Here is a 26044-nt window from a genome sequence, read left to right as displayed (position 1 = left end):
TAACTTCCTGTCAAAAAACATACATTCTACTCCAGGCATAATGAGAAAACCAATTGAATTATTTTCCTCTGTACACGACAAAACTTCTAACCGTTCGCCCTTCGAGACGGCCGCTTTGCGGCCTCCTCGAAGGGCGAACGGTTAGAAGTTTTGTCGTGTACAGAGATTATTTTCAAGTGGCTGAGCGTTTCTTGAATTTTTTCAGCACTTCTTTTAAAAAATCGTCCCATTTTTTATTTTCAACAGCCCAATAACTGCCAGCATCAGGTTCTGCGTGTAAACTTGATTCGCAAACTTGTATTACTTTTTTGCACTTAAGATAAGTAATTTTACCGGGCCCTACAATAGAACAACCCATTGTAAAATTCTTTTCTGATAACAATAGCGCAGACCAATTTCCAGGCTTCAAAAACGAACTCCAGCCTGCACTAGCGCCCGCACTTTTACTGCGATCACTCTGGTAACGGTTTAGCCATATTCCGTATTTAGAAATATTTTTAATAAAATACACTTTTGGTGAAGCAGATCCGCGCGTATTAAGAACAACCTCATTATGTTTAAATTGAATATTTTTGCGCGCGCATGAGATGGTTCGCTTAGATGGGGCAGCCAATACATTTTCATGTGCCAATATTAAAGCGACAGACAGCATGATGGTGAATATTCGTGATGCAAAATCCCGCATATTGTACTCCTGATGGTAAGTGGAAGTGCTCAGTGCACTTAGCAAGCTTGATAACCACAATAAAACATAAAGTTATAGTGACATCCCGGCCCGTTAACTGATCAATGTTATAATAAAGCTGTCCATACTGCTTTAAGCCAAAAAAATATAAGCAGCAATGATGTTCTTTAAAATGCGTTCGCCTTTGAGATTATAGGTTTTGTTAAATTCGCCTTCAATTAAATAATAAGAAGGAGTGCTGATACATGAAAGCAAAACTTGTAATTATAATTGGATGCTTAGGGATAGGCATGAGTACTTATGCTTTTGCAAGCGGCTGCAACAGCCGTTGCGAAACACGCAGTGGTTGCGAAGTGACTTATTGCACCGAAGCTGAAAGTCCCTGTGCATGCACAGACCCCGGCTGGCGTTGGAACAATTGCATGACAAAGGAAAGATACTGTCAGGCATTTGGAAACATTGGCAAGATGTAATCCAACTCCTATTGCTTGGCTGAACCCATTTGCGCCCAGATCAGGCAGGGATCTGTCATTCAATTTCTTGCTTATTTGTTTTTCCCTTTTTCATCTTCTTCTTGATCAATAATCCATTTAGGCGGTGTTCCTGGTGGCCGGGGTGTTGTATTGAATGGCGTAGGCCTAAAACTCGCGGTCTGCTCCTTCCCCTGTGAATCTCCGGCTTCGTTCTGGCTCCCCGACGATGAAGTCATTGGATTACCCGGGTTAAACTGCTCAACCATTTCACCCGTTCTGTAAATGCGATAAGTTATCTTGATGTTAAGGGAAAAATCCTCGGCCAGCTTCTCATTAATATAAGCCCTAGCTGCATTAAGATCATCAAACTCAGCACAGCTCGCCTCAGGCCCCCGCGTATATTGTTTGGTAATAGCGTATTTCATTAAAACCCCGCTTCTTTGGTAACGCGCTATACTACCAATACTCTGCTTAAAATGAAAACCGGCTAGTGTCCTAATAAACCATCGGTCCCATGCAATGAAATGGCATTGATGCGCGATGCATATGTTTTTACAGCCCATCTTTGGGTAAACTAATGTTCCAATTTGCATCGGCTAATGGCCGTAAATAACATAATGTATTCATAACCTATCAGCTGAGGACAAGCCTATGAAAGCAACTTTTAATGCTGTATTAATACCAATTGCTGTTATTTTAACCAGTATATTCATGCTGAGCGCTTGCAATACTGTTGAAGGCCTTGGCAAAGACATGCAGGCAGGCGGTAAAGAACTACAAAAAGCAGCCACCGATGAGCATTCTCATTAACAGAGCATGACGAGCCCTATCCGCTTTCGCTGACGGGGAGCGAGTCGCACACCTTACTGCATATCACGAAAAAAGCTTCTACCCTCTCATAATTGGCTTAAAAAAGCACTGGACAGGGCCTTGTTGCCCTGTCTCAATCCAATATCATCTTATGCCCTAACATACGCATCTGCACTATCCTATAATGGAATAATAGGTATTCATCCACACAAGCGCTTGTAAGTTTTTTTTCACTTAAGGATTGAATATTCATGCCTAAGTTAGTTTTTCATCGATCCTCGGAATTAACACTGGGCGTTGAACTCGAGCTGCAGCTCATTAATCCGCAGACGCAAGAACTCATTTCGCGCGCCAAAGAGCTCATACGTTATATTCGTGATAGCGACTACCGTGACCTCATCAAACCTGAGATCACGCAAAGCATGATTGAATTAAACTCATCCATTCACACAACGCCGCAGTCACTTCACAAAGAATTACATACTTTAACCCGCTTTCTAAACCATGCTGGAAAAGCGCTGGACGTCGCATTTTGCGGCGGCGGAACACATCCCTTTCAGGCGTGGAGTACACATAAAATTTTCCCGTCACCACGTTTTAAAACCCTTTACTGGCGCAATCGTTATCTTGCAAAACGCTTCACTGTATTCGCATTACACATACATATAGGATGCAAAAATGGCAATGATGCCATTTATCTGACGCATCAACTCAACCGTTTTGTGCCGCACTTTATTGCGCTCAGCGCTGCCTCGCCTTTTTATATGAGCATAGATACGGGCTTTCAATCATCCAGAATCAATGTGGTTAATGCGTTTCCACAAAGCGGCATTATTCCTTTCCTAATTAATTGGAATGAATTCTCGGAATATTATCTGAAAATGCGCAAATTAAAAATCATCCACAGCATGAAGGATTTTTATTGGGACATCCGGCCCAAACCCACTTTCGGTACGGTTGAAATGCGGATTTGTGATGCCCCCCTGACACTAGAACATGTGATCACCATTGTTGCCTATGCGCAGGCATTAGCCCGTTATCTGCTCTTGGAAAAACCATTTCCTTTTACTAAGGACCTCTATCTCGTATATAACGATAATCGTTTCCAGGCCGCTCGTTACGGTTTTGATGGCAGCATTATTGATCCGCAGACCCTGGAAAAAAAGACTATTGCGAATGATATTTTAGCCATCCTGAAGTGCGTCAAACCGCATGCATCGGCGTTGAATACAGAAAGTTATTTACGGAAGATTTACGCCTGGACTCGCCATAAACAAAATGACGCGGTCAAATTGAGAAGCATGTTTGTAAAATTGAAGTCATTTAGAAAATTGGTGCAGAAACAATGTCAATTGTGGCTGGAATAGTATCTGTTTTAGCTATGTTTTAATGAATTCATATCGTCAATCACTGATTTGGTTTCTGTCAATTGTGTTTCAATTTCAATCTTCGAAGTCAGTGTGCGATGAACAGGGCATTTATTGGCAATTTCCAACAGCTTCTTACGCTGCTCGTCATTCAACTCCCCCTGCAAATCAATCAAACGCTCGATATGGTCCATCTTCGCATTTTTGTCTTCGCAATTTTTACAATCTTTTTCGTAAACTTTTTCGTGTTTGAGTTTGATTTGCACCTTTTCTAAAGGTAGCTTCTTGTAATCGGCATACATGCGAATAGTCATGGCAGTGCAAGCACCAAGGGCAGCGAGCAGAAAGCCATAAGGGGAAGGCCCTAAATCATTTCCACCCGCGTCAACGGGCTCATCAGCGATTAATGTATGTTTTCCTGCAATAATTTCTTGTGAAAAATGGCTTTTATCTGTTTCACGCACGGTAACATAACGGTCATCCTGATATGCTTTTTCCTGATCATTCAGCGCATCCTGTACTTCTGGAATATAGCGTGACACCCAGGCCGCAATCATATTCGCCACATAAACAGCATCATTTTGTTTGGTCAGCAAATGATCTGCATTATCCAGCGAAATAAAGCTCTTAGGATGCATTGCTGCATCAAAAATCAGCCTTGCATTTTCAATGCCAACAATTTTATCCTGCGGACTATGGAATATCAGCAATGCCTTATCCATTTTCTCGACTGCCTTAAGCAGCCGGTGATTATCCAGGTCTTGCAAAAATTGCTTTTGTATGCGGAATGTACGTCCGGCAAGCTTAACCTCTGCTTCGCCTTTTGATTGGATGTCTTCCATTTTTTCTTTTAACAGATGTGTGATATGTTTGGGTTCGGCAGGTGCGCCGATCGTAATAACGGCTTTTACATCAGGCAGGCGCGAGGCGGCAGCCAGCACTGCGGCTCCGCCAAAGCTATGGCCAATTAAAAACCGCGGCGCATAGCCATTTTCCTGTAAAAACGCCGCAGCTCTCAACAGATCATCTACATTGCTGGAAAAGTTCGTATTAGCAAAATCGCCTGCACTGCTGCCAAGCCCGGTAAAATCAAATCGCAGCACGCCTATTCCCTGTGCCATGAGCGCTCTGCTGATGCGCACGGCAGCCAGTGAATCTTTAGAGCAAGTAAAACAATGGGCGAATAAAGCATACGTCTTAGCCTTGCCGTCCGGCAATTCCAGGTTAGCAAAAAGCGGGTCACCCTGCGTACCAGTGAAAATAATTTTCTTGCTAGATGCTGACATGAATACTCTCTTTTGTCTGTTTATCCGGAATTTGTTAACACGCTACAACCTATTCATAAAATAAGACTGTGTTCCGTGAAATGCGAAAGAACATCAAAGCGGCCGACACAGCTGTTTGGTTTGTTTATGTATTGACTGGTAAGCTTGAATAAGCTTCTTTTTTGATGTGCGATCCTTCACTCATTCAGTCCTTTAACTTCATAGAATCAATATAACCTTATCCTGCAAATGGGCACAAGCTTGGCTGGGAGGATATTGTTATTCACATGGGGCTACGCTAATATTGCCGGTTTAAAGGTAAATTTTTACAAGGATGACGCTCATGCAATTTACTTACTATCGGCTTTATTTCCTCGTGATGTTATGTTTAATGCTCGCTGGCTGCATTGGCGGCGGAATGGATGTTTAATACAAGGACCGTATTATGAAGCCAACACAATTTATCAAACTAGCACGCAAACCATGTGAAATGGCTATCGTTGCTTCGCTTTCTTTAGCTGTTTCCAATATCGCGCTTGCTGATATGAACACCATGTTCAACAATATCGGCCAGCGTATGAGCACTTATACGCTGGATTGCGCACATTGGTACGCGGGCGGCAACATTGGCATTTCTCATCTTCACGATGATCCCAATTCCGGCTCAGGAAATTCCGTTGATGAAAATGGTCCCGGATGGAGCGTTGTAGGAGGATATCAATTCAACAGCATCCTCGGCGCTGAAATGGGCTATACGCAGTATCACGATTCCAGAGAAACCTCTGGCTCCACTGTCATTGCGAAAACAGAACATTACGCCGTTCATTTGGCAGCAACAGGCCGCTACCCTCTGGTTGACAAATTAAGCGCTCTGGGCAAACTCGGCGCCGCCTACAGCTATGCCCAAAAGATAGCAACCGCCTCGGGCGTAGCTAAAAGTTCAGGCGCAGGCAGTCTTTATTGGGGACTGGGTCTCGATTATAGCATCACACCAAAAGTCGATTTCATTGCTCAATTTGCCGAAGCAGTGGGTAACGACTACACTGGCAGCACCGATTTATGGTCTGTAGGACTCAATGTAGCCATTGCCTAAATTTGCGTTCCGCTGTTAAATCCTATTGCCTTGATGCGGGTGAGCAAGTGTAAGGGCTCACCCTATCAAGTTTTACTAAGGCGCATGTAGGTAAATATCTTTACCACACGCTCAACTCCTTCCGTGGTTCTCGCCATGTCCACTGCTGCTTCTGCTTGGCTTGGCAACAGTGTTCCCATTAAAAAGACCGTTCCATTTTCTGTGACGACTTTAATTTGCGTCGCATCTACATCGTTCGAAGCGATCAGCTTGGCTTTCACTTTTGCGGTCAACCATGTATCGCTAATCCGTTTCAAAGTGGAAGAAGGCATGGAAACGGACACAAGATTATAAACACGTTTTACATCAGGAATTTTTTTTATGAGCCTTTCTGCTTCCATACGCTGCCAGCGCTTCGGCGCCTGACCAGCCAGCAGCACTTCGCGATTAAAAGTAGCAACAGAAATATTAGCGCTTTTAAAACGCGGATCTTTATTCAAGGCATTAAAAGCCTGGAAATTAATGTATTGGTCATTAAGGTTCTTTTGAATGCTGTGATGGTTATAAACTGCCTGGGCACCTGTAATGGCCACATCAGCACAGCCTTGCAGAAAGGAAGCCACTATCAGAAAAAAAATCATACGAATAGCAAACGGAATACCAGTTCGCATTCTCCCTACCTCTACACAAACGTTTTTTTAAAAAACAAAGTGATAGAGAACACTTACCAAAATCTGATTGTCCCGGGGAGAAACATCTGCAACTGAAGAATAAGCAATGTAATCATACTCGCCCCGCGCGCTCCATACTTCGTTCAGCCTGTATTCCAGACCCAGACCTAACTGGCATCCATTTCGTGTTGCATTCATCTTGTCGAAACGCACATAGGAAATACCTAGCCGGCCGTAAGCCATCAGCGTACCGTCAATGTCATAACCCGGCACCAGACTCGCTCCGTAGCTATATCTTGCTTTGAGATTGACACCTGTACTGCTTTGGGTGTTCTGAAGCGTGATCGATCGTGGCTCACCAAACACTTCGCCAGCAAGATACATTGAATCCCTGAATATACCGCCATAACCTGCAATAATACGTGGGCCGATGCCGTTATAATCTGCACCACCACCCCGAATATCTTCGTAGGCGACGCCAGGACCTAGATAAAACGAGTAGGCGAAAGTAATGGAGGGACATCCCAGTATAAGCGCACTTGCGACAAGTATTTTTTTAAACATGACCAGTCCTTTTATGTCAGTCGATTAACCGCTATTTTATCCCTATCCAGTGCTTCATGGCCATAAAAAACAAGCTGGTAAATGGAACGCAGTAAAAGATCCTTCTCTTTTATTCCTGCGCAAATTCCAGGATATCGCCCGGCTGACAGCGCAGATAATCACAGATGGCATTCAGCGTTGCAAGGCGTATTGCTTTTGCCTTGCCAGTTTTTAGAATTGACAGGTTTTGTTCTGTTATGCCAATCGCTTCAGCCAGTTCTTTTGATCGTATTTTTCGCTTGGCGAGCATCACATCTAAGTTGACAATAATCGGCATAGCCATACCCTATATAGTGAATTGTTGTTCTTCGCGCAGTTTACACCCTTCTGTCATGATCCAGGAAACCAGAATTACCATTAGTGCAGTTAATACAATACCAATATTTGTCTGGTCCAGTGTAATCGAAGCAAAACGGTGACCGTGCGGATTATTCATCGTCAGTATAACGCCCATCAAGCCCTCATAAACGGGATTGATCAATTGGCCGATTAAAAGGGCATAACCCAGATTACGTATAAACCGCACATTTTTGAGTGAAAAAATTTCCCCTTGTTCATAAAGTCGAAATAACCGGATCAGACAAAATAAAATAAACAACTCAATCATCAAGGGTGCTAGATTAAGAAGCAACCCCAACCCTTTTTCAGTGATGCTCAGCGTATGCAGAATCGCATGACTATACGCACGCGGAATAACGTCCATTTGAATAATGCCACCCAGCGTAATGAAAGGCTGTGGAGCCTGTATCCAAGCAATGACCAAAAGAACAGGTAACGCGACAAAAAGGAGCTGAAAAAATACCCGAAAAAAAAGCTAATGTATTTTATTTTATTCATCTTTATTTTCCTTTAAGAAATGAAGTGGCGAGAAATATATATTAAAAATTATCGAATTTCAATAATTTATTTATATATTATATTTATTTTTTAATGTTAACCGCTTACAGAGGCGACCGTGTGCAAAATGACGGCTCGCAGTCTATCATGTCTATAAACCCCGATGAGCTTTCAGGATTTTTTATGGTTAAAAGGATCGTACTTTTATTTTTGCTGGCACTATTCTTGACGCAATCGTTTGCATCCCAGCCTCATCATGCAAAAAACGGAATCGCTGTCAGCGAGCAGCGCATTGCCTCTCAGGTAGGCATAGACATCTTACGAGCAGGTGGCAACGCGATTGATGCCGCGGTCGCTATGGGTTATGCGCTGGCGGTCGTCAATCCGTGCTGCGGCAACATTGGCGGCGGGGGATTTATGACGGTGCACCTTGCAAACGGGAAAAATCTTTTCATTAACTTTCGTGAAAAAGCACCCCTTCATGCAAACAGAAACATGTTTAGAAATGAAAAAAACAAGAGCACAAAAGGCTATCTCGCCGTGGGTGTACCGGGCACTGTACTCGGGCTGGATACGGCGTTACAAAATTACGGTACCCTCAGCCGCAAGCAAATAATGTTACCTGCAATTCGGCTAGCGCAGAAAGGTTATATTCTGACACCTTATGAAGCCAGGCAGCTAGCCCAATTCCGGGATGATTTCCGTGAGCAGCCCGATGTCGCTGCGATTTTTTTAAAAAACGGCCAACCTTACAAAGCGGGTGACCGTCTGGTTCAACGCAATCTTGCCAACACGCTTGCCGCCATAGCAGAACAAGGCCCGTCTGTTTTTTATAAAGGATGGATAGCCCACACAATTGTCGATAGCAGTAAAAAACACGGCGGCATATTAACGCTTAAGGATTTTGCGCAGTATAACGTAAAAGAAACAGCGCTCATTGAATGCCATTATCGCGGCTACCTGCTTATTACTGCCGCGCCACCCAGTTCAGGCGGGATCGCCTTATGCGAAATGTTAAATATCCTAGAAAGTTTTCCGCTGGCACAGTGGGGCTATCGTTCCGCGCAAAGCATACGAACTATCGTTGAAGCCATGCGATATGGATTTGCTGACCGCAACAGAAAATTGGGTGACCCCGATTTTGTAAACAATCCCGTGGATCAATTAATATCTAAAAATTACGCGAGACAATTAAGTAAGGAAATTCAGAAATCGCATTTTGCTCCTCAGCATGAGGCCATCACTTTTCATGAAACTACTGATACGACACATTACTCAGTGATGGATAATAAAGGCAATGCTGTCTCTGTCACTTACACCCTGAATGGATTTTTTGGCGCACGCATTATTGCCGGCAACACAGGGTTCTTTCTTAATAATGAAATGGATGATTTTGCCACAAAGCCTGGCGAACCCAATAAATTTGGCCTGGTTCAATACGATAAAAACAGCATAGAACCCGGCAAGCGCCCGTTAAGCTCTATGACGCCTACGATTGTCATGAAAGAAGGGAAAATCGTGATGGTATTAGGAAGCCCGGGCGGCCCGCGTATTATTTCATCTGTGCTGCTGACGTTATTAAATGTAATTGATTATGACATGACACTTCAGCAGGCTATTGACGCTCCGCGTTTTCATTATCAGGGTCAACCGGATTTTATAGAGATCGAACCATTCGCCTTTGATTTCCTGACACAAAAGCAACTGCAATATTATGGTTATTATACGTCGCAACAAAACAATTGGGGTGCCGTAGAAGCTATTCGCGTTGACTCGAACACAGGAACGTTTACAGGCGGAAATGATTCACGCAGACCAGCTGGTGCTGCGATTGGGTATTAGAAACAACTGATCGCTGCCAAATGATCACATCAATCTACTAAATCTTTAGTTGACATCAACTAAAGATTTAGTTATTTTCCCAAAAAACGATAATGATGAAGGGAAACACAACATGTCAGAAAAATTTTATCTTACGCCTGTAGAACATGAGCTAATGGAAATCTTATGGGCGCTTGGACAAGGCACCGTACGCGAAGTCATCGCATGTCTGCCCAGCGATAGACACCTCGCCTATACGTCTGTTTCAACCATACTCAGAATACTTCAGCAAAAAAAAATTCTTACCGTAAAAAAATCCGGCCGTCATCACGTTTACATTCCCATTTTGAGCAAGGAAACCTTCGCAACGCATTCATTAAAAAAAATCGTGAACCTGGCTTTCTCGGGCAATTCAGCCAGTCTTGTCGCGCATCTGGTGGAGAAACATCCTCTTTCGCTGGATGAATTAAAAGTAATCCGGCAATTGCTGGAAGAAAAACAAAAGGAATTCGGGTCGTGATAACAACGATTTTTAATCTCCACACTTATTGGATAATTAACGGCGCCCTGGCGGCAGGTTATCTGCTTGCCCGACTTATTTCCTGGTTTCCTTTCGCTTATCGGCTCTCCCAACGTCGCCAACTAGCGTTCGCGCGATTCTGTTTTATCTTCGCTATTCTTTCTTTCACATTGATGCCATTACTGGCTGCGCTTTTACCTGTCCATCATGAAATGGCCCCTTTAAAACCGATGGTCAACCACGCAGCTGCGCAATTTCTTAAAAAACACCATACCGTTGCACGCCAGTTCGCAGTCGTCCGATCAGCACCTTTTTATTTTTCAATTGCCTTTATGGTCCTTCTAACTTGGGTAACGGGATTTCTTGTATCCTTTTTTGCGTACATAAAAACCCTCGCCTCATTAAATAAAATCCGGCTGGGTGCTTATTGCCGCCATCGTATCCACGCCGTTTCGGTGCTGTTTTCAAACCGCATTCATACACCTTTCTGCTGGTCCGGATTCAGCCAGCATTTTATCGCTGTTCCCGATACCTTGCTGGAAAAGCAGGAAGATTTGCGGATCACGCTACGTCATGAATTGCAGCATATACGTCAGGGTGACACGCTCTGGCTGAAGGCAATGGTCCTGATAAAACTATTGTGTTTCTGGAACCCGTTTGTTTCGTTATGGACAAAATGGTTTAAAGAGTTGCAAGAATTTGCTTGCGATGAAAGCCTCATACTTCGCAGAAAAACCTCGCCCACTCAATACGCCACGTGCCTATTGAATGCTGCCAGCGCACATTTGCCAAAACATGTCTTGGCCGTCAATGGACTTTCAAGCTCACTACTTTATAGGAGAATTGCCATGTTATTTCATTATCAAAAGGAAAAGAGTAAACGCAGTTTTATAATTGCCTGCCTCATCAGCTTGTTCATGATTGCCTCGGCTGCTTACGCGTTAAGCGGCTCCCCTACCCATTCTACGCTATCGGCAAAAGAAGTGGCCGCCATGATTAAACGTGCTGGTATTGATAATACTTTTCAGATTAGCGCAACACCAGAAGTCGTGGCAGAGCTCAACAAAATCCGCAACAGCAGGCATGCACGAAAATTCATGCTGGGTGCGCTGAAACGGATGAAAGAACACAAGACGATGGTTCTCAGTGAATTTAAGAAAGAAGGAATTCCAGCCGATTTTCTTGCGCTGCCCCTGATTGAATCCGGCTATGAGCCACTGGATGCCAGCAAAAATCGTCTTGGCGCAGCTGGCGTTTGGCAATTTCTACCTGATACCGCACGTCATTTTGGTCTGGTGGTCACGCCTGAGCGGGATGATCGTTTAAACACTTTACTAGAGACAAAAGCTGCAGTGGCCTATTTGAAATCCATGCACCAAAAATATGGCAACTGGAATCTGGCTCTTATTTCTTATGAAATAGGGGATGAAGAAGTCGATCGCATTATCAAAAATGCGCCTACCTTACAGCTTCATGATTTAGCTAAATCCTCCAAAACTTATCCGGAACTGAAAGAATATGTAACGATGTTCTCAGCTGCCGTGATCATCATGCACTATCCTGCTTTAATCACGCGCCATGCTTAAGCTTGCCTCTGAAGGGAGTCCGCATTATGTATAAAGCTACTTTTTCTTTTATCTTTCTCTTTATTTTCCTTTTGCTAGGCGGTTGTAAAACCATGAACGGTGAAATGAACGAAGCCTCTGCTGACCCCTCGAGCGATGCAAGCCATTACCGTGTAAGAGGAAAAACCTATCATGTCATGAAAACTGGTAAAAACTACCAAGCACAGGGTAAAGCTTCCTGGTATGGGGCAAAATTTAACAAAAAAAGAACTTCGAGCGGTGAACGCTATAATATGTATAAATACACAGCTGCCCATCGAACATTACCTTTATCCACTTATGTTTTGGTAACCAATCTGGTCAATGGGCGGCAGGTCGTCGTCAAAGTCAATGACCGTGGCCCATTTGTATCAAATAGGTTAATTGATCTATCCTATGCTGCTGCCAAAAAAATTGGCATGGTAGGCATGGGGACCGCAAAGGTTGATGTAAAAGCTATTGATACCCCTGTTGGCTAGCTTTTAAAAAGGAGAAATAATTTTGCTGCCAAATATACTCAAGCCACATCATTATGAGTTTTCTTTTTCTCTCTTGCTTGCCATGGCCGGCGCTGGACACCTCCTGGTTGGAGATGACCCGCGGATTGCCTATAGAGAATTAGCGGCAGCTGGTTTACTCGCGATCTGCGGCTTAAACCACTTGATTTGCAATAGAATAAATTCCCAGCCCAGGCGGATTGAAATTACAACTTTTTCAGTTTTTTCTATTCCAGCGACTCCGCCCAACACACCCGATACGACACACAACAGGCGCGCGCCATTCAATCTGCGAAACAGTATTTAATAGTGTGACAATACTTTTCGAACCATCACGCAGTTGCGGAGCACACCCAGATGGAAGAGAGCACACTGTGTCATCGCCGCGTGGGCGGGACTGATACAGTTAAATAACACTCTTAGGTGGAATAGCTTACCTATCCGTTACTGCATCCGTATTAATGGAGCCTATCTTCACTACAGGATCCACCTCTGCGTTATAGTCAACACCTTCAAGGTTGAAACCAAACAGACGATAGAAGTCATCACAATAACCTTTGACGTCGGTTAACTGCGCCAGATTTTCTGTCGTGATGCGCGGCCAGAGCTCTGCAATCTGCTGTTGAACTTCTGGATCCATTTCCAGATCATCAATACGAATATAGCCCTCTGCATCACGTGCGGGTGGATGCGAAGCATAAAGATGATCTTTAAATAAGCGATAGATTTGCTCAATGCATCCCTCGTGGGTACCCTTTTCTTTCATGATCTTAAAAAGAAGCGAAATATAAAGCGGCACGACAGGAATCGCGGCACTCGCCTGCGTTACAACTGCTTTATCCACCGAAACCACCGCTTCGCCCTGCAGATTTTTCAGTTTCTGACTCAATTTGTCAGCTGTCATTTTTAAATGTTCTTTGGCCTTGCCAATAGTGCCTTCCTTATAGATGGCATGCGTCAATTCAGGACCCAGATAGGAATAGGCAACTGTTTTTACACCCTCTGCCAACAACTTTTCCTTGGCAAGGAAATCAATCCACATTTCCCAATCCTCACCACCCATTACAGCAACGGTGTTCGCCACTTCTTCTTCCGTTGCGGGTTCAATGGTGACTTCTTTCACTTCACCACGAAACGCATCAATCGTCTTGCCTGTAAATGATTTGCCGATGGGTTTAAGCGTTGATGAAAAAGCATGGCCGGTTTCAGGATGTACGCGACGAGGTGAGGCAAGACTATATACAATCAAGTCTACCTGCTTCATGTCCCTGCGTATCAGGTCAGCAGCACGTTCTTTCATTTCCTTAGAAAAGGCATCACCGTTAAGACTTTTCGCATAATAATGGTGCTGGTGAGCCAGCTGTTCGAAAGCTGCGGAGTTGTACCAACCCGGCGAGGCGGTACGTTTTTCGTCCGCTTCTTTTTCAAAAAAAACACCTATTGTTTTTGCTCCCGCACCGAAGGTGGCAACGATCCTGCTGGCAAGCCCGTATCCTGTTGATGCACCGATCACCAGCACATTTTTGGGGCCAGAAAAGGCTCCTTTTGATTTAACATAGTTGACCTGCTCTTCCACTGCTTTCTTGCAACCCTCAGGATGAGCGGTTGTACAAATAAATCCGCGAATTTTTGGCTGTATAATCATATTTCAATCCCATTTAACATTGGCACTAAAGGCGGTTAGTTTACCAGTAATACAATCTGAAAATAAGTAAGGCAGTTTACCCATTTAGGCCGGTTTATTTGAAGCACTGATCCGAAGGGTGCTATTCTGATAAAAGAGATGGACAGCAAATAAGCTGCTAACAGGGACTGAACAGCATGAAATTGCATCTCAAGGTACTGATTATTCTGGCAAGTATTTGGGCTGCGATTTTTTTGATTATCTATGTTTATTCCATGTCCACCCTGATGAACGGTTATGTGAAGCTTGAACAGCAGCAGCTTGTACATGATATCGAACAAACCCGCAAGACATTGAATAACATGCTTTCTTCTCTTACCCTTTTAACCGCTGACTGGTCAAATTGGGATGATGCCTATGATTTCATGAGCAATAAAAATAGCGAATTTATCCGCTCGAACATTTCTTTTACCACTTTTCAGAACGCAAAAATAAACTTTATTCTATTCTTTCTTCCTTCCGGAAAATTATTTTATGGTCAATATTATGATTTAAAGGAAAAAAAGTTTGCGCCGCTTCCCCGCGAGCTGGTTACATATCTGGAATCTTTTCTAGCACAAGAGAAACATAAACATAATAAAGTCGGGCTCATCAAAACACAGAGCAGCATTGTTGCCCTGAGCGCTCTCCCTATATTAACGAGTGAAGGGAAAGACCCCGCACGCGGCATACTGGTAATGGGTTATAATTTCAACACAAACCATATAGAGCAGTTATCCGACATAATAAGTATGCAAGTCGGGTTTATTCCTCTCCCCATCCCTCAGCATGATTTGTTTACGCAAACAGTTTATGCAAACCTGAAAAGCGGGGAGCCTTATTATATTGCAACGCGCAATGAAGACATTATCGCCGGTTATACCTTTGTAAACAGCATCGAGAATGTACCACTCGGGATCCTCGCCGTCGAATCGCCAAGAACACTTTATCAGGAAGGGGTCAAAACCATTCACTACTATCTAGTCATTGTGCTAGGTATAGGGGTTTTACTCCTTCTCATGATCTGGTACCTGCTAAAAATATTTGTACTGGACCGGGTTATCAATGTCAGCCAGCAAATCATTAATATCAGCTCAGAAAGTAAATTCTCCGAGCGCATCAAAATCTCCGGCAGGGATGAATTAGGGGAAATGGTAGCAGCGGTCAATTCTCTGATGGAGATTATTGAACTTACGCAGGAACAATTGAAATACCGTCTCTTTTTGCGGACTGAGGAATTAGAGCGCCTCTCGAACCTCAATAAAAACCTCTACACTGAAATGACACGCCAAAAGGAGATTGAAGTAAAACTGCGCGAGGGTGAAAAAATTTTGAGGCAAATGGCCTACTATGACGCGCTGACGGGCTTACCCAACCGTCTTTTTTTTAATGAGATCCTGCAGAAGATGATCGCCAAGTCAGAACGCGATGGTACGGGAATTGCCATCATGTTTCTGGACGCGGATAAGCTAAAAAATATTAACGATACATATGGACATGACGTCGGCGACAAGTTTTTACAGCATACCGCGCAGCAGTTAAAAAACTCCATCAAGGGAAGCGATGTAGCTGCCCGCCTGGCAGGCGATGAGTTTATTGTTTGCCTAAGTAATATCAGGGGAAGGGCATTGATTAACAAAGTCGCTGAAAAAATATTACATAATATTTCTACTCCGCTTTACCTGGATAACATACCTATTGTGTCTACCTTCAGCATTGGCATCAGCATCTTTCCTGAAGATGGTACAACCATTGAGGAGCTGGAAAAACACGCTGATCTTGCAATGTACTATGCAAAAAAGCAGACCGGCAGCGCATATTGTTACTACATCGACGTAGCGAACAAGATGATCGAAGGCTAAATAATCGTTCTCGCATGCATTGCAATCATCGCGCGTCTCAATACAACACAAACATCATTCCTCTTTACGAAAATACTGCGTCATTTCATTTACCGCGTATTAATCATTAACTGAAATCATATAAAATAAGAAATAAGCAAACGTCACTCAGACACTTTCCGATGTGCATTAGGAATTTCCCTAATAGTTCTATACTTTTTTGAATGCTAATGTTAAATTTACTTATTGTTAACAATAGAAAGGAAAAAACGTCATGGCAAAAGCAAGAAGCTCAGCAAAGAGAAAAACTAGCAAGGTTGCGAAGGCTAAACCACGTAAAACTGCTAGAAAAAAGAAAACAGCTAAAACAGTAAAAAAAGCTGCGACCAAAAAGCGTACTGGTGGCCGCAAGCGTACTACTGCAAAAAGAAAAAAAGCTGCCAAGAAGTAGCCTCAAAAAAATTGGGCCTTGCTTATCACAAGGCCCAATTTTTTATACCCCGCCTCCACTCACTTTAAACTCTTCTATAATTTAGCCACCGACAACCTCTTGACTTGATAGCTTGTCCGTTTCGCGGCTATTTTTTTCTTCGGCGCAAACTGATGACTTTCATATTTGGCAATCCACTGATGCTTCCCTCTAGCACCGGGCTTGCTTGCTGTTGACTTATGCAGCACCTTATTTAATGTAACTTTCAATTCCCTTCCATCATTGACTGGTTTTGCTGACCGCGCTTTAAAACGGTAAGTATAGTGAACCATCTTGTGACGATGTGCTGTCTTTTGAACGGGAGAAACACCTTGCGCAGCAGCTATTGTTTTACGCTGAAATTTAATTGGCTTATGACTCGGTATGAATGGTTTGCTGATTGGGACAAAAGCGGTTTTAACAGCAGGCAATGTCGGAACTTTTTGTTTTGCAGCCGGTTGCCTTGCCTGATTCAACGCCGTTCTTATCACCGGCACCAAAGCCCTGCTCTCGGTTTTTTTGTCTGCTGAATCCGATACGGCTTTAACTGCCGAACTACTATTCCCCGCCACAATAAAAAATTCATTCTTGCTCAAGTCACCCGCAACGATTTTTGCGCCTGGCGGTAGCACTGAGGGATAAACAGATTGGCTTGATTCAGCCATGACGGTCGTGGACAGAACAACTGCGAATAAGGTGATAATACATTTTGTTGCGCGCATAGATAAACTCCCTTTTATAAAAATCCCGACCGCAAACGGCAGGACTGATCCAGTCAATATGATCACGGCTTATGATAGCATACGTCTATTCGCTTTAGACAAAAAGCCAGCCCCAAGGCCATTGATTCATATTTTATGTTTGATTATGATGTCTGGCCTGATGAAACAATAAAATGATAACCAGCTATCTATGAAAATTCTTTGCATTATTCCAAGCCGCATCCACTCCACGCGCCTGCCGCGAAAACCTTTGCTGCCCATACAGGGCAAGCCTATGGTGCAATGGACATATGAAAATGCCAAACGCTGCGCTGCGCTTGCAGATGTAATCGTGGCCACAGATAGCATGGAAGTAGCTGAAATCATTACAAAAATTGGTGGAAAGGCAGAATTGACCGATCCGGCGCTGCCAACTGGCTCTGAACGAGTAGCAGCTGTTGCCGAGCGCTATCCCGATACCGATGTCGTCATCAACCTGCAAGGTGATGAACCTTTTATTCAACCGCGCATGCTGGAACAACTGATTTCGCCTTATTTGTCCGGCGAAATGCCGGACATGACGACCTTGGCTTATCCGCTGGAAAAAGATAAATATCATGAGCCAGGATCAGTCAAAGTCATCACTGACTTGCATCATAACGCGATTTATTTTTCACGCTCACCCATTCCTTATTACCGCACTGACCATCATGCACCTGTTTACAACCACATGGGTGTTTATGCGTTTCGCCGTGACTTTTTAATGCAATATAGAACGCTGCCACAAACGCCGCTTGAAAAAACCGAAAGCCTGGAACAGCTTCGTGTACTGGAACATGGTTATAAAATCCGCGTTTGCCTAACCGAAGACAAGACCTTGGAAATTAACACGCCGGAAGAATATGCACTGGCACAACATTTTGAATACAAGCATCAATAACCATTTGTAAATAATGCATTTTTCTATTACCCACCTCCTATTTCTCCATTCATACTGTATTTAATTTTTGCTTAATAAAAATACAGTATAGTGTCTGCTTTATTCGCCTTATGTCCAACGAGTGAGCTATGCAAAACAGAATTGACCCTTGCACATCGCTGCCAAAAGATATTATTCAGCTAATTCTCAGCTACGTCCCGATGACACAGCTCTTCACACTAAAAAGATTGTCAAAGCAGCACAATACACTTATCCATGAGGTCATTCAGATTATACTTGGCAGGCCGGAAAATGTGATTCGCACTATCAGCGAATTACCCGCACGTAAGGCGATGCAATTTATTGAATACTACCGCGAGACAGATTCTTATAAAGCACTCGTAGCAAAACACTGTGCGGATTCCAGCAAAATGATGCCTGCGCAATTAATTTGTTATGCGCTTACAACCAATGATCTTGAACCTTCTCATCCCCGCAAAAAAATAGAGTCTGCTGATCTCGAAAACGCTATTAACCTGATGAGTAAACAATTGAGTAAAGCGATGGAAGAAAATTTACGGATTATGCTAACGGCCCTTCAGTATAGCGAAATCGAAGATAAAGATATCGCCGAAAATTTTACACAATCACGCTCTGTTAGCAGACTAATGCAAGCCCAATTGATAAAACGCCAGAATAAACAATTTATTAATTTCGCCAGTATGGATTTTCATGCTCTTTATTTTAAAAACGTCAATCTTCAAGGAGCAAATCTTGCTTATTCAAACCTCAAAGGCGCTTATTTGTCAGGGGCAAATTTGAACGAAGCTAATTTGACCCAGGCATTGCTTGTTGATGCTTGTGCGTCGACCATTTCTCTCAACAATGCTGCCTTTCTTCCGCCTGCGGCATTCACCAGCGTTGCTGAATTCAAACAGGCACTCAATCAGGTCATTTATCGTGAAGATCAACCCATAGCAGCTCTACTTAACGAAGCGATAACAAAAAACATAATCAGTACCTTATCGAAAATGGGAACAGAAGCTTCCTCGCTCTTCATTGATACGGCGATTGAATTACTGCCTGAGCAGCAGGGCCTGATCGATTTCCAGCAAGCCATGGCATCGAGTAACTATAAAGCTGCGCTATAAAGTAATAAAATCGGCAATGGTCTGAAAATATTCTTCAGCCGCGTCCACTTCCATCGCATGGCTCGCATTTTCAAAAACATGCAGGCGACTATAAGGAATACGCGCCGCCATGAATTCGGCATGACTCACATCGTTTATCCAGTCATGCCTACCCGCAAGGATAAGCGTTGGACACGTAACCTTCGGCAGCTGCGCTTCATAATCAAAATGCCAGAAGTCGTTTTTAAATCCTTCATTCAGCACTTCATAGGAAAATTGTTTGCTTTTGTAAATAAGATCGGGGCTTTTTTGCTGCTTCACCCTGACGGAATAAAGCGGTTGGGTCAGTTGAAAGTAAGTCAGCAATTCATCTCGATTGCTAAATTTGCCGGCCCATAATTTTTCGCATACCTTGATCTGTTCAGGTGTACCCTTTCGCTTGAGGTTCCGCTTTGCCGTATCCGGAAAACGATAAGAAGGCGCGCCTGCCGACAACACGAGTTTTTCCACGTTATCCGGATAACGCAGAGCATAACCCAGGGCACACATGGAACCGTATGATTTGCCAATCACAATAATTTTATCAAGCGACAAAGCCTGCCGAATAGATTCTACATCGTCTATGTAAGTGTTAAGCGTATAGCCCGCAGGATTATCTTTATTACTTTGGCCGCAGCCGCGAGGGTCGTGAAAAACAAGATCGGCCACTCCCTGCAGGCAGGCATAACTAAGATAAGGAGTGTGATCAGCACCCGGCCCACCCGGCAGGATAAAGGCGACCGGTCGATCGCCCAGTTTGCCTTGGCTCTTTACTTCCACATTTAATCTAACTGGCGATACATTCGTACGGCTAATTTTTATTTTCATTTCTGCTTCTATCGCAACTTAATCGCCATGGCGCTCAAACACCCAATACATCCGTTTTGCCATTTTATTCTCCTTATTATCCAAGGACCGCGAGAAGCGTAAATTCTATCCGAGTTGTACCTAGGGCGCCATGGCTATGTCATGGCTGGGGCCGATCCCGCCAAAACGAGAGAAAATTAGCCATTTGAGCTATATTTCAGGTAAGATAAGCACCTTTTTAACATCAGAACTCAGGTGAATACCCGTGGCAGAAAAATTACGAAATATTGCTATTATTGCGCATGTTGACCATGGCAAAACGACGCTCGTGGACAAATTACTGCAGCAGACGGCTAGCCTTTCTAAAAAGGTAGTGAATACCGAACGGATCATGGACAGTAATGACCTGGAGCGTGAGCGCGGCATTACCATTCTCGCTAAAAATACCGCCATTAAATGGCGGGATTACCGCATTAATATCGTTGATACGCCCGGACATGCTGATTTCGGCGGTGAAGTCGAACGTATTCTTTCTATGGTTGATTCTGTGCTGCTACTCGTCGATGCGGTGGACGGCCCCATGCCGCAAACCCGCTTTGTCACCCAAAAAGCATTTGATAGAGGGCTGCGTCCTATTGTCGTTATTAATAAAATTGACCGCCCAGGGGCACGGCCAGATTGGGTAATGGACCAGGTATTTGATTTGTTTGATAATCTTGGCGCTACAAATGAGCAGCTGGATTTTCCAGTAGTCTATACTTCTGCCCTGCTGGGGTATGCCACACTGGATCTTAACCAGCCGAGCGATGACATGACGCCGCTTTTTGAAACCATCGTCAAACATGTGCCTGCACCTAAAGTAGATCTAAATGGCCCCTTCCAAATGCAGATCAGCACACTCGATTATTCAAGCTATGTGGGCATGATCGGCATTGGCCGAATCACGCGCGGCCAGGCTAAAACCAATATGCCCGTAACCATTATTGACCGTGAAGGCAAGACACGTCAGGGCCGTATTCTGCAAGTGCTGGAATACCTGGGGCTGGAACGCAGTGAAGTCCCGATGGCAAACGCGGGTGATATCATCGCCATCACCGGTATCGATGAATTGAAGATTTCCGACACGCTTTGTGATCCTGCAACGGTTGAAGCCCTGCCCGCTTTAACAGTAGATGAACCCACAGTGAGCATGACTTTCCAAGTCAACACTTCGCCTTTTGCCGGCAAGGAAGGGAAATATGTCACGAGCCGCAAGATTCGTGAACGTTTGGCTCAGGAGTTACTGCACAATGTGGCATTGCGCGTGGAAGACACCAGCGATCCTGACAAATTCAAAGTGTCGGGGCGCGGCGAGTTGCACCTTTCCATTCTGATCGAAAATATGCGCCGCGAAGGATATGAACTTGCTGTATCACGCCCGGAAGTCATTACGCGCATGGTGGATGGCGAAGTTCACGAACCTTATGAAACGCTGGCCATAGACGTACCCGCTGACTATCAGGGCGCCATCATGGAAAAACTGGGCTCACGACGCGGCGATTTAAAACACATGTCTTCTGATGACAAAGGCCGTGTACGACTTGATTATGTGATTCCATCACGTGCACTGATTGGTTTCCATACAGAATTTTTAACATTGACGTCAGGCACAGGGATCATGCACCACGTATTTAGTCACTATGGGCCCGCTGCAAAAGGCGAGATCCCGCACCGACAAAATGGCGTGCTGATTTCGAACCAGCAAGGCACGGCGCTTGCTTACTCGCTTTTCAATTTGCAAGAGCGTGGCCGCATGCTAATTGGTCCTCAAACGGATGTCTATGAAGGCATGATCGTGGGTATTCATTCACGCGATAATGATCTGGTAGTAAACGTCTGCAAGGCAAAACAGTTAACCAACATTCGCGCGGCGGGTTCGGATGAAAACATTATTCTGACGCCGCATATTCAGCTTTCGCTTGAGCAGGCGCTCGAATTTATTGAAGACGACGAACTGGTTGAAGTCACACCGCAATCCATTCGCGTTCGTAAGAAATTCCTGAAGGAACATGAAAGAAAACGCTCTGGCAAAAGTACGTAACCGTTGTCGTACTGGGTGGGCGTATGCCTACCCAGTATGTTTATAAAATTTCTTACCTTCACATGCAATAGCATAGATTCCAGTGTCAGTCCTGACCCAATGTACAGCTAAATATTTTTGTTCAAGCAGTCAGCGCCAGGCCATATCCTCACTATGTTTAAGTAAATCGCAGCTCACGCTGAAAAATTTGTTCCAGTATGCGATCCGCCGCAGCGGAGGCGGCATCTTTATAGGGAATCAAAATCATATCCACCCCTGCTTTTTCCATCCATGCAACCTCATTCTCTTGATAGGCGCTCAAAGCAATTTTACCTTGATAACCCACGTCTTTTAATGAAGATAAAAGCACCTGATTGGAATCATGATGCGCTATTGTGCTAACAATCCATTTTGCGGCTGAGAGAGGCAATGTTTTGATAAATTCACCATCTTCAGCATCTCCATAGCGAATTAAAACCGCTTCATGTTGCCATGCTCGAATGCGACGCGGGTCAAAATCAACCGCCAGTATTGTCAATCCATGCTTCACCAATTCTCTGGCCATATGTTCTCCATGACGGCCAAATCCGTAAATAATTACATCCACTGGCGGTTGATGATTCAGCGCATAAGTGTCTTCACGGTATTTAACATTACGCTCAAAGAGATTAAGCCACGGGGTTAACCATTCATAGAGGATACCGGCATAGGCGATGATATAAGTAGATAGACTGATGGTAATGAGCGCAACAAATGTAATTAACCCTGCCGCATTTTTATCAAGAAATCCCAGGCCCTCACCCAAGGCAGCGAGTATCAATGAAAATTCACTGATCTGCCCTAGCGTCAATCCCGTCAAAAATCCGGTGCGTTTTCTAAAACGCATGATACTCATGACAGTCATGACAATAAGAGGTTTGCCTATCAGCACAAACAAAGAGAAGATAATGGCCGGGAAGACTTGATTCGCGAGAGAACCCAGTTCCAATGAAGCGCCCAGATTAAGGAAGAAAAATAACAAAAGCAGGTTACGCAAGGTTTCCAACCGCGAAGCAATGGCTTCACGATAGCGTGTAGAAGCCAGTGACACCCCGGCTAAAAATCCACCGACCTCCTGACTAAAGCCCAGCGTGGAAGCGATGACGGCAAGCACCACTGCCCATGCAACCGCAAATAACACCAGTAGCTCGCGCGATTTAGCCATCTGCTCCAGCATGTAGGGTATAATAAATCGCATCAAAAAACCAATGGCGGCAAGAAAGCCAACGCCTTTTATGATCAAAGCAGCAATTTCCCACTGCAGTTGTGAATAAGCGCCCGCACTGACATTTAAAGCCGATAAAATAATAATGGCAATAACAGCGACAAGGTCTTGCAAAATTAGAATGCCGATAGAAAGACGTCCGTACAATGAGTCTGTTTCATACCGATCGGAAAGTATTTTAATAATAATGACGGTGCTGGAAAAAGTAAGCGCTATCGCAACTAACAACGCTGAAGCCTGTGTCATGCCAAATGCGAATCCCAGCAACCATCCCAGTAAAGTAGTCAGCCCAATCTGGGCAGCACCCAAAATTAATGTTGCTGAACCCAGTGTTTTGATCACCTGCACATCGAGCTTAAGACCAACAATAAATAGCAAAAACATCACACCAAAGCTTGCCAACGTTTCAAGCTCGCTGTGCGCTGAAATCCAATCAAAAAACCCAGGACCTGCAATAATTCCAACAATAATAAATGAGAAAATGACAGGTTGACGAAGGTTGATTGCGATCCATCCAACCACAACGGATAAGGATAATAATATTGCAAATTCACTAAATGCACTTGTCATCCAGCTCACCCTTCGTATTTAGGATCGAAAATCCAATCGTTTAATTTTGTTTGCTTCGCCTACCACTAGCAAAAGATCATCCGCTTTTAGAATCGTTTCCGGATCAGGATTTAGTATACGTATATTATCCCGTTCAAGACCCACTACAATTCCATTAACACTTTCCCTTATATGGGATGCGCGAATCGACTGGCCAACCAGCGCATGCTTTTTATCCAATAGAAAGGCTTGCAAAGTGAAATTAGCCAGCAGGCTAGCCGGCTCTTTTACCTTCGCTTTCATTTCAGCTTGCTGCTTAAATAAATCAATTTGCTCATCGTTGCCGAGCACAATCAGTTTGTCACCTGGCTGTATTTTTTCTTCGCCTCGCGGCGCCGGGATCACCTGCAATCCATGGCAAATCGCGACAATATTAATGCCGTAGGTGTGGCGTATATGACACTCCCCTACCGATTTACCAGCAAACGGCGATAATTCGCCGACTTCAATTTCAACCAGATGCGTATCCCAGGGGGCAAGCTCTTCGTACTTCAAATTGCTGGCATTTTCCTTTCCTATGTTATTTACCAATTGCTTTTCAAACCAGTGATAAGATCGCTCAAGCTGTTTGTAGGAAACCAAAAAGAAAACCGTTGCGATGCAGACAAACAGGACAATGGTTAGCCAGGTATGAAAAAAAACAATACTTAAAATCGCGAGTTCCGATAACGTGATAAACCAAATGATAAACACGGCAGGATTCAAATAGGTTTTTGCATAGCTGGGAATATTTGCTGCTCTAAACGAAAACAGCATACCCCAGATAAAAGGTGACGCGATTGCCAATGCAATCAGCAAACAGATGATATTGCTCAACCATAAGTTCGGAACGAACTGGATGAATCGGGGAAAAACAACCTGATCGATAAAAGTAAAGATAATCGCTACTATCATGCCATTAATAATTAAGCGTGTTGTCGTTTTACCGAAAAGGGATTTTTCTTGTGTGACGATTAACGTCCGATAAACCCATGCCGAATATCCATCAAGAAAATATTTAGTGCGCTCGGGAAGGCGTTTTTCTATGGAATCACTGATGTGACTGGAAAAGCGAATAAGGTAGGGTGTCGTAAAGGTAGTAATGCCTGAGACCGCAACAACAATAGGATACAGTGCATTACCAGTCACCTGCAATGCAACGCCGAGTGCGACAATAATAAATGAAAATTCCCCGATTTGCGCCATGCTAAAACCTGCTCGCAGGGAAGTATTCAAGCTTTGTCCTGTTAACAGCGCGCCCACGCTTGTTGTCAAAATTTTTCCAAGAATCGTTACGCAAGTAATCAGCAATACCGCTTGCCACTGATCGACAATCACTCTCGTATCAATCAACATACCGACGGAAATAAAAAAAACAGCCGCAAAAATATCCCGTATGGGCCATATTAATTCCTCGATGCGGCGTATGAGCACGGTTTCCGCCAGGATGGATCCCATGATAAAAGCGCCGAGCGCAGTGGAATAGTGAAAATAAGCTGCCACACAGACTAAAAAAAGGCATAGAGCAACAGAGATAATCGTAAGCGTTTCCTGACTAATATAATTTGCTATTCTTCGGAATAAAGGCGGCACTAAAAAATAGCCGATCAAGAACCATCCTCCAACGACAATAATCAACTTGATGGCCGCAATAACCATATTGAATGAAAAGATATTCTTGGTAATTACGACAGTCGAAAGTGCTACCAGCAGTAAAATTGCCAACAAGTCTTCAACGATCAATACGCCGAATATCAGCTCAGCAAAACGTTTGGTTTTAAGTTTGAGTTCATCTATAGCTTTAATGATAATAGTAGTAGAGGAGATAGAGAGCGCCGCACCGAGAAAGAGACAGTCATAGTGAGGCCAACCCAGGATTTTTCCTGCGATATAGCCGATAACGAACATCAGCACGACTTCAATCAAGCCCACCATGGATGCAGAAAAACCTACCCGCTTCAGCTTGTGAAAGCTGAATTCCAAGCCCAGTGAAAACATCAGGAAGATAACACCCAATTCTGAAAGTAGCTGGATGTTCGGAACATCATTGATGAAGGCATAAGGCGGTGTATACGGCCCGATAATCATTCCAGCAACAAGATAACCCAACACAACGGGTTGATGGATACGTTGAAATAATAAAACAACGATACCTGCCACCCCCAGCATCACTGCGAGGTCATAAATAAGTGGTGCTACTTCTTGCATCGTCCATCCCTGTCCTTGCTCGATATAGCCTATTTTTTTGCCTTTATTCATTCTACTCCATGGCAGACCATGAAGGAAAAGATTATGCAGCCGATAAGGGGAATGGTAGTGGGTAACAGGAAACATGAACC

The 26044-nt window shown here is 43.9% G+C and carries 26 protein-coding genes; 14 read left to right on the top strand and 12 right to left on the bottom strand.

Annotated elements, in window-relative coordinates; translation table 11 throughout:
• Positions 1 to 172: 172 nt before the first annotated feature.
• Positions 173 to 685, bottom strand: coding sequence for a hypothetical protein (locus AQUSIP_RS01065; protein ID WP_114834229.1), 513 nt, complete (start codon positions 683 to 685; stop codon positions 173 to 175).
• A gap of 245 nt (positions 686 to 930) precedes the next feature.
• On the opposite strand from AQUSIP_RS01065, the gene AQUSIP_RS01060 reads away from it, so the two are divergent.
• Positions 931 to 1158 (top strand): hypothetical protein, encoded by a 228-nt coding sequence (locus AQUSIP_RS01060; RefSeq protein WP_114834230.1) that lies wholly within the window; start codon positions 931 to 933, stop codon positions 1156 to 1158.
• A 71-nt stretch (positions 1159 to 1229) separates the two neighbouring features.
• Here the strand turns inward: AQUSIP_RS01060 and AQUSIP_RS01055 are convergent, their stop codons facing one another.
• A complete protein-coding gene (locus AQUSIP_RS01055) occupies positions 1230 to 1583 on the bottom strand; it encodes a hypothetical protein (RefSeq protein WP_147277482.1) in 354 nt (117 codons plus the stop codon).
• Between the two features lie 226 nt (positions 1584 to 1809).
• On the opposite strand from AQUSIP_RS01055, the gene AQUSIP_RS01050 reads away from it, so the two are divergent.
• Together AQUSIP_RS01050 and AQUSIP_RS01045 are read left to right on the top strand one after the other, a co-directional pair.
• Entirely contained in the window at positions 1810 to 1968 is a 159-nt protein-coding gene (locus tag AQUSIP_RS01050) for an entericidin A/B family lipoprotein (protein WP_114834232.1), read from the top strand.
• A gap of 251 nt (positions 1969 to 2219) precedes the next feature.
• Positions 2220 to 3335: a YbdK family carboxylate-amine ligase gene (locus AQUSIP_RS01045; RefSeq protein ID WP_114834233.1), complete on the top strand. Its 1116-nt coding sequence runs from the start codon at positions 2220 to 2222 to the stop codon at positions 3333 to 3335.
• An 8-nt stretch (positions 3336 to 3343) separates the two neighbouring features.
• On the opposite strand, the gene AQUSIP_RS12445 is transcribed toward AQUSIP_RS01045, so the two are convergent.
• Positions 3344 to 4621: a bifunctional alpha/beta hydrolase/OsmC family protein gene (locus AQUSIP_RS12445; protein ID WP_114834234.1), complete on the bottom strand. Its 1278-nt coding sequence runs from the start codon at positions 4619 to 4621 to the stop codon at positions 3344 to 3346.
• 424 nt (positions 4622 to 5045) lie between these two features.
• On the opposite strand from AQUSIP_RS12445, the gene AQUSIP_RS01035 reads away from it, so the two are divergent.
• Positions 5046 to 5693: an outer membrane beta-barrel protein gene (locus AQUSIP_RS01035; RefSeq protein WP_114834235.1), complete on the top strand. Its 648-nt coding sequence runs from the start codon at positions 5046 to 5048 to the stop codon at positions 5691 to 5693.
• A gap of 65 nt (positions 5694 to 5758) precedes the next feature.
• On the opposite strand, the gene AQUSIP_RS01030 is transcribed toward AQUSIP_RS01035, so the two are convergent.
• The 4 genes from AQUSIP_RS01030 to AQUSIP_RS01015 form a co-directional block, all read right to left on the bottom strand.
• Complete coding sequence (locus AQUSIP_RS01030; RefSeq protein WP_114834236.1) at positions 5759 to 6343, bottom strand: BON domain-containing protein; 585 nt, start codon at positions 6341 to 6343, stop codon at positions 5759 to 5761.
• Between the two features lie 27 nt (positions 6344 to 6370).
• Positions 6371 to 6907, bottom strand: a complete 537-nt coding sequence (locus AQUSIP_RS01025; RefSeq protein ID WP_114834237.1) for an outer membrane protein — start codon at positions 6905 to 6907, stop codon at positions 6371 to 6373.
• A 109-nt stretch (positions 6908 to 7016) separates the two neighbouring features.
• The gene (locus AQUSIP_RS01020; RefSeq protein ID WP_114834238.1) at positions 7017 to 7223 is read right to left on the bottom strand and encodes a helix-turn-helix domain-containing protein; all 207 of its coding nucleotides are present in this window, start codon (positions 7221 to 7223) and stop codon (positions 7017 to 7019) included.
• A 9-nt stretch (positions 7224 to 7232) separates the two neighbouring features.
• Positions 7233 to 7649 (bottom strand): DUF2975 domain-containing protein, encoded by a 417-nt coding sequence (locus AQUSIP_RS01015; protein WP_114834239.1) that lies wholly within the window; start codon positions 7647 to 7649, stop codon positions 7233 to 7235.
• Between the two features lie 317 nt (positions 7650 to 7966).
• Here AQUSIP_RS01015 and ggt point away from each other — a divergent pair, with 317 nt between their 5' ends.
• The 5 genes from ggt (at position 7967) to AQUSIP_RS00990 (ending at position 12532) form a co-directional block, all read left to right on the top strand.
• Positions 7967 to 9625 (top strand): gamma-glutamyltransferase, encoded by a 1659-nt coding sequence (gene ggt, locus AQUSIP_RS01010; protein WP_114834240.1) that lies wholly within the window; start codon positions 7967 to 7969, stop codon positions 9623 to 9625.
• Between the two features lie 112 nt (positions 9626 to 9737).
• Positions 9738 to 10124, top strand: coding sequence for a BlaI/MecI/CopY family transcriptional regulator (locus AQUSIP_RS01005; RefSeq protein ID WP_114834241.1), 387 nt, complete (start codon positions 9738 to 9740; stop codon positions 10122 to 10124).
• A complete protein-coding gene (locus tag AQUSIP_RS01000) occupies positions 10121 to 11710 on the top strand; it encodes a M56 and MltD domain-containing protein (RefSeq protein WP_114834242.1) in 1590 nt (529 codons plus the stop codon). Before AQUSIP_RS01005 ends, AQUSIP_RS01000 begins: the two co-directional genes overlap by 4 nt.
• 26 nt (positions 11711 to 11736) lie before the next feature.
• Positions 11737 to 12207 (top strand): septal ring lytic transglycosylase RlpA family protein, encoded by a 471-nt coding sequence (locus AQUSIP_RS00995; protein WP_114834243.1) that lies wholly within the window; start codon positions 11737 to 11739, stop codon positions 12205 to 12207.
• Positions 12208 to 12229: 22 nt separating this feature from the next.
• A complete protein-coding gene (locus AQUSIP_RS00990) occupies positions 12230 to 12532 on the top strand; it encodes a hypothetical protein (protein ID WP_114834244.1) in 303 nt (100 codons plus the stop codon).
• Between the two features lie 126 nt (positions 12533 to 12658).
• Here AQUSIP_RS00990 and fabV read toward each other — a convergent pair whose 3' ends face one another.
• The gene (fabV, locus tag AQUSIP_RS00985) at positions 12659 to 13870 is read right to left on the bottom strand and encodes an enoyl-ACP reductase FabV (protein WP_114834245.1); all 1212 of its coding nucleotides are present in this window, start codon (positions 13868 to 13870) and stop codon (positions 12659 to 12661) included.
• A 176-nt stretch (positions 13871 to 14046) separates the two neighbouring features.
• Here fabV and AQUSIP_RS00980 point away from each other — a divergent pair, with 176 nt between their 5' ends.
• Both AQUSIP_RS00980 and AQUSIP_RS12300 read left to right on the top strand, forming a co-directional pair.
• Positions 14047 to 15750, top strand: a complete 1704-nt coding sequence (locus AQUSIP_RS00980) for a sensor domain-containing diguanylate cyclase (protein WP_114834246.1) — start codon at positions 14047 to 14049, stop codon at positions 15748 to 15750.
• Between the two features lie 253 nt (positions 15751 to 16003).
• Entirely contained in the window at positions 16004 to 16180 is a 177-nt protein-coding gene (locus AQUSIP_RS12300) for a hypothetical protein (protein WP_170131786.1), read from the top strand.
• Between the two features lie 74 nt (positions 16181 to 16254).
• Here the strand turns inward: AQUSIP_RS12300 and AQUSIP_RS00975 are convergent, their stop codons facing one another.
• Positions 16255 to 16920, bottom strand: coding sequence for a hypothetical protein (locus AQUSIP_RS00975; protein WP_114834247.1), 666 nt, complete (start codon positions 16918 to 16920; stop codon positions 16255 to 16257).
• A 190-nt stretch (positions 16921 to 17110) separates the two neighbouring features.
• On the opposite strand from AQUSIP_RS00975, the gene kdsB reads away from it, so the two are divergent.
• Together kdsB and AQUSIP_RS00965 are read left to right on the top strand one after the other, a co-directional pair.
• Positions 17111 to 17839, top strand: coding sequence for a 3-deoxy-manno-octulosonate cytidylyltransferase (gene kdsB / locus AQUSIP_RS00970; protein ID WP_114834248.1), 729 nt, complete (start codon positions 17111 to 17113; stop codon positions 17837 to 17839).
• A gap of 128 nt (positions 17840 to 17967) precedes the next feature.
• On the top strand, positions 17968 to 18969 hold the full coding sequence (locus AQUSIP_RS00965) for a pentapeptide repeat-containing protein (protein ID WP_114834249.1): 1002 nt from the start codon (positions 17968 to 17970) through the stop codon (positions 18967 to 18969).
• Here the strand turns inward: AQUSIP_RS00965 and AQUSIP_RS00960 are convergent.
• Positions 18964 to 19815 carry an alpha/beta fold hydrolase gene (locus AQUSIP_RS00960; protein ID WP_114834250.1) on the bottom strand — a complete coding sequence of 284 codons (852 nt, stop codon included), beginning with the start codon at positions 19813 to 19815 and terminating at the stop codon, positions 18964 to 18966. The genes AQUSIP_RS00965 and AQUSIP_RS00960 overlap by 6 nt on opposite strands.
• Positions 19816 to 20059: 244 nt before the next feature.
• On the opposite strand from AQUSIP_RS00960, the gene typA reads away from it, so the two are divergent.
• Positions 20060 to 21874, top strand: a complete 1815-nt coding sequence (typA, locus tag AQUSIP_RS00955; protein ID WP_114834251.1) for a translational GTPase TypA — start codon at positions 20060 to 20062, stop codon at positions 21872 to 21874.
• Positions 21875 to 22031: 157 nt separating this feature from the next.
• Here the strand turns inward: typA and AQUSIP_RS00950 are convergent, their stop codons facing one another.
• Both AQUSIP_RS00950 and AQUSIP_RS00945 read right to left on the bottom strand, forming a co-directional pair.
• On the bottom strand, positions 22032 to 23687 hold the full coding sequence (locus tag AQUSIP_RS00950) for a cation:proton antiporter (RefSeq protein WP_114834252.1): 1656 nt from the start codon (positions 23685 to 23687) through the stop codon (positions 22032 to 22034).
• Positions 23688 to 23705: 18 nt separating this feature from the next.
• The gene (locus tag AQUSIP_RS00945) at positions 23706 to 25964 is read right to left on the bottom strand and encodes a cation:proton antiporter domain-containing protein (RefSeq protein ID WP_232058609.1); all 2259 of its coding nucleotides are present in this window, start codon (positions 25962 to 25964) and stop codon (positions 23706 to 23708) included.
• Positions 25965 to 26044 lie beyond the last annotated feature (80 nt).

The sequence above is a fragment of the Aquicella lusitana genome, from assembly GCF_902459475.1.
GTDB lineage: Bacteria > Pseudomonadota > Gammaproteobacteria > DSM-16500 > DSM-16500 > Aquicella > Aquicella lusitana.
Note: the sequence above shows the minus strand (reverse complement) of the source record. Positions and strands in the feature narration are given on the sequence as shown.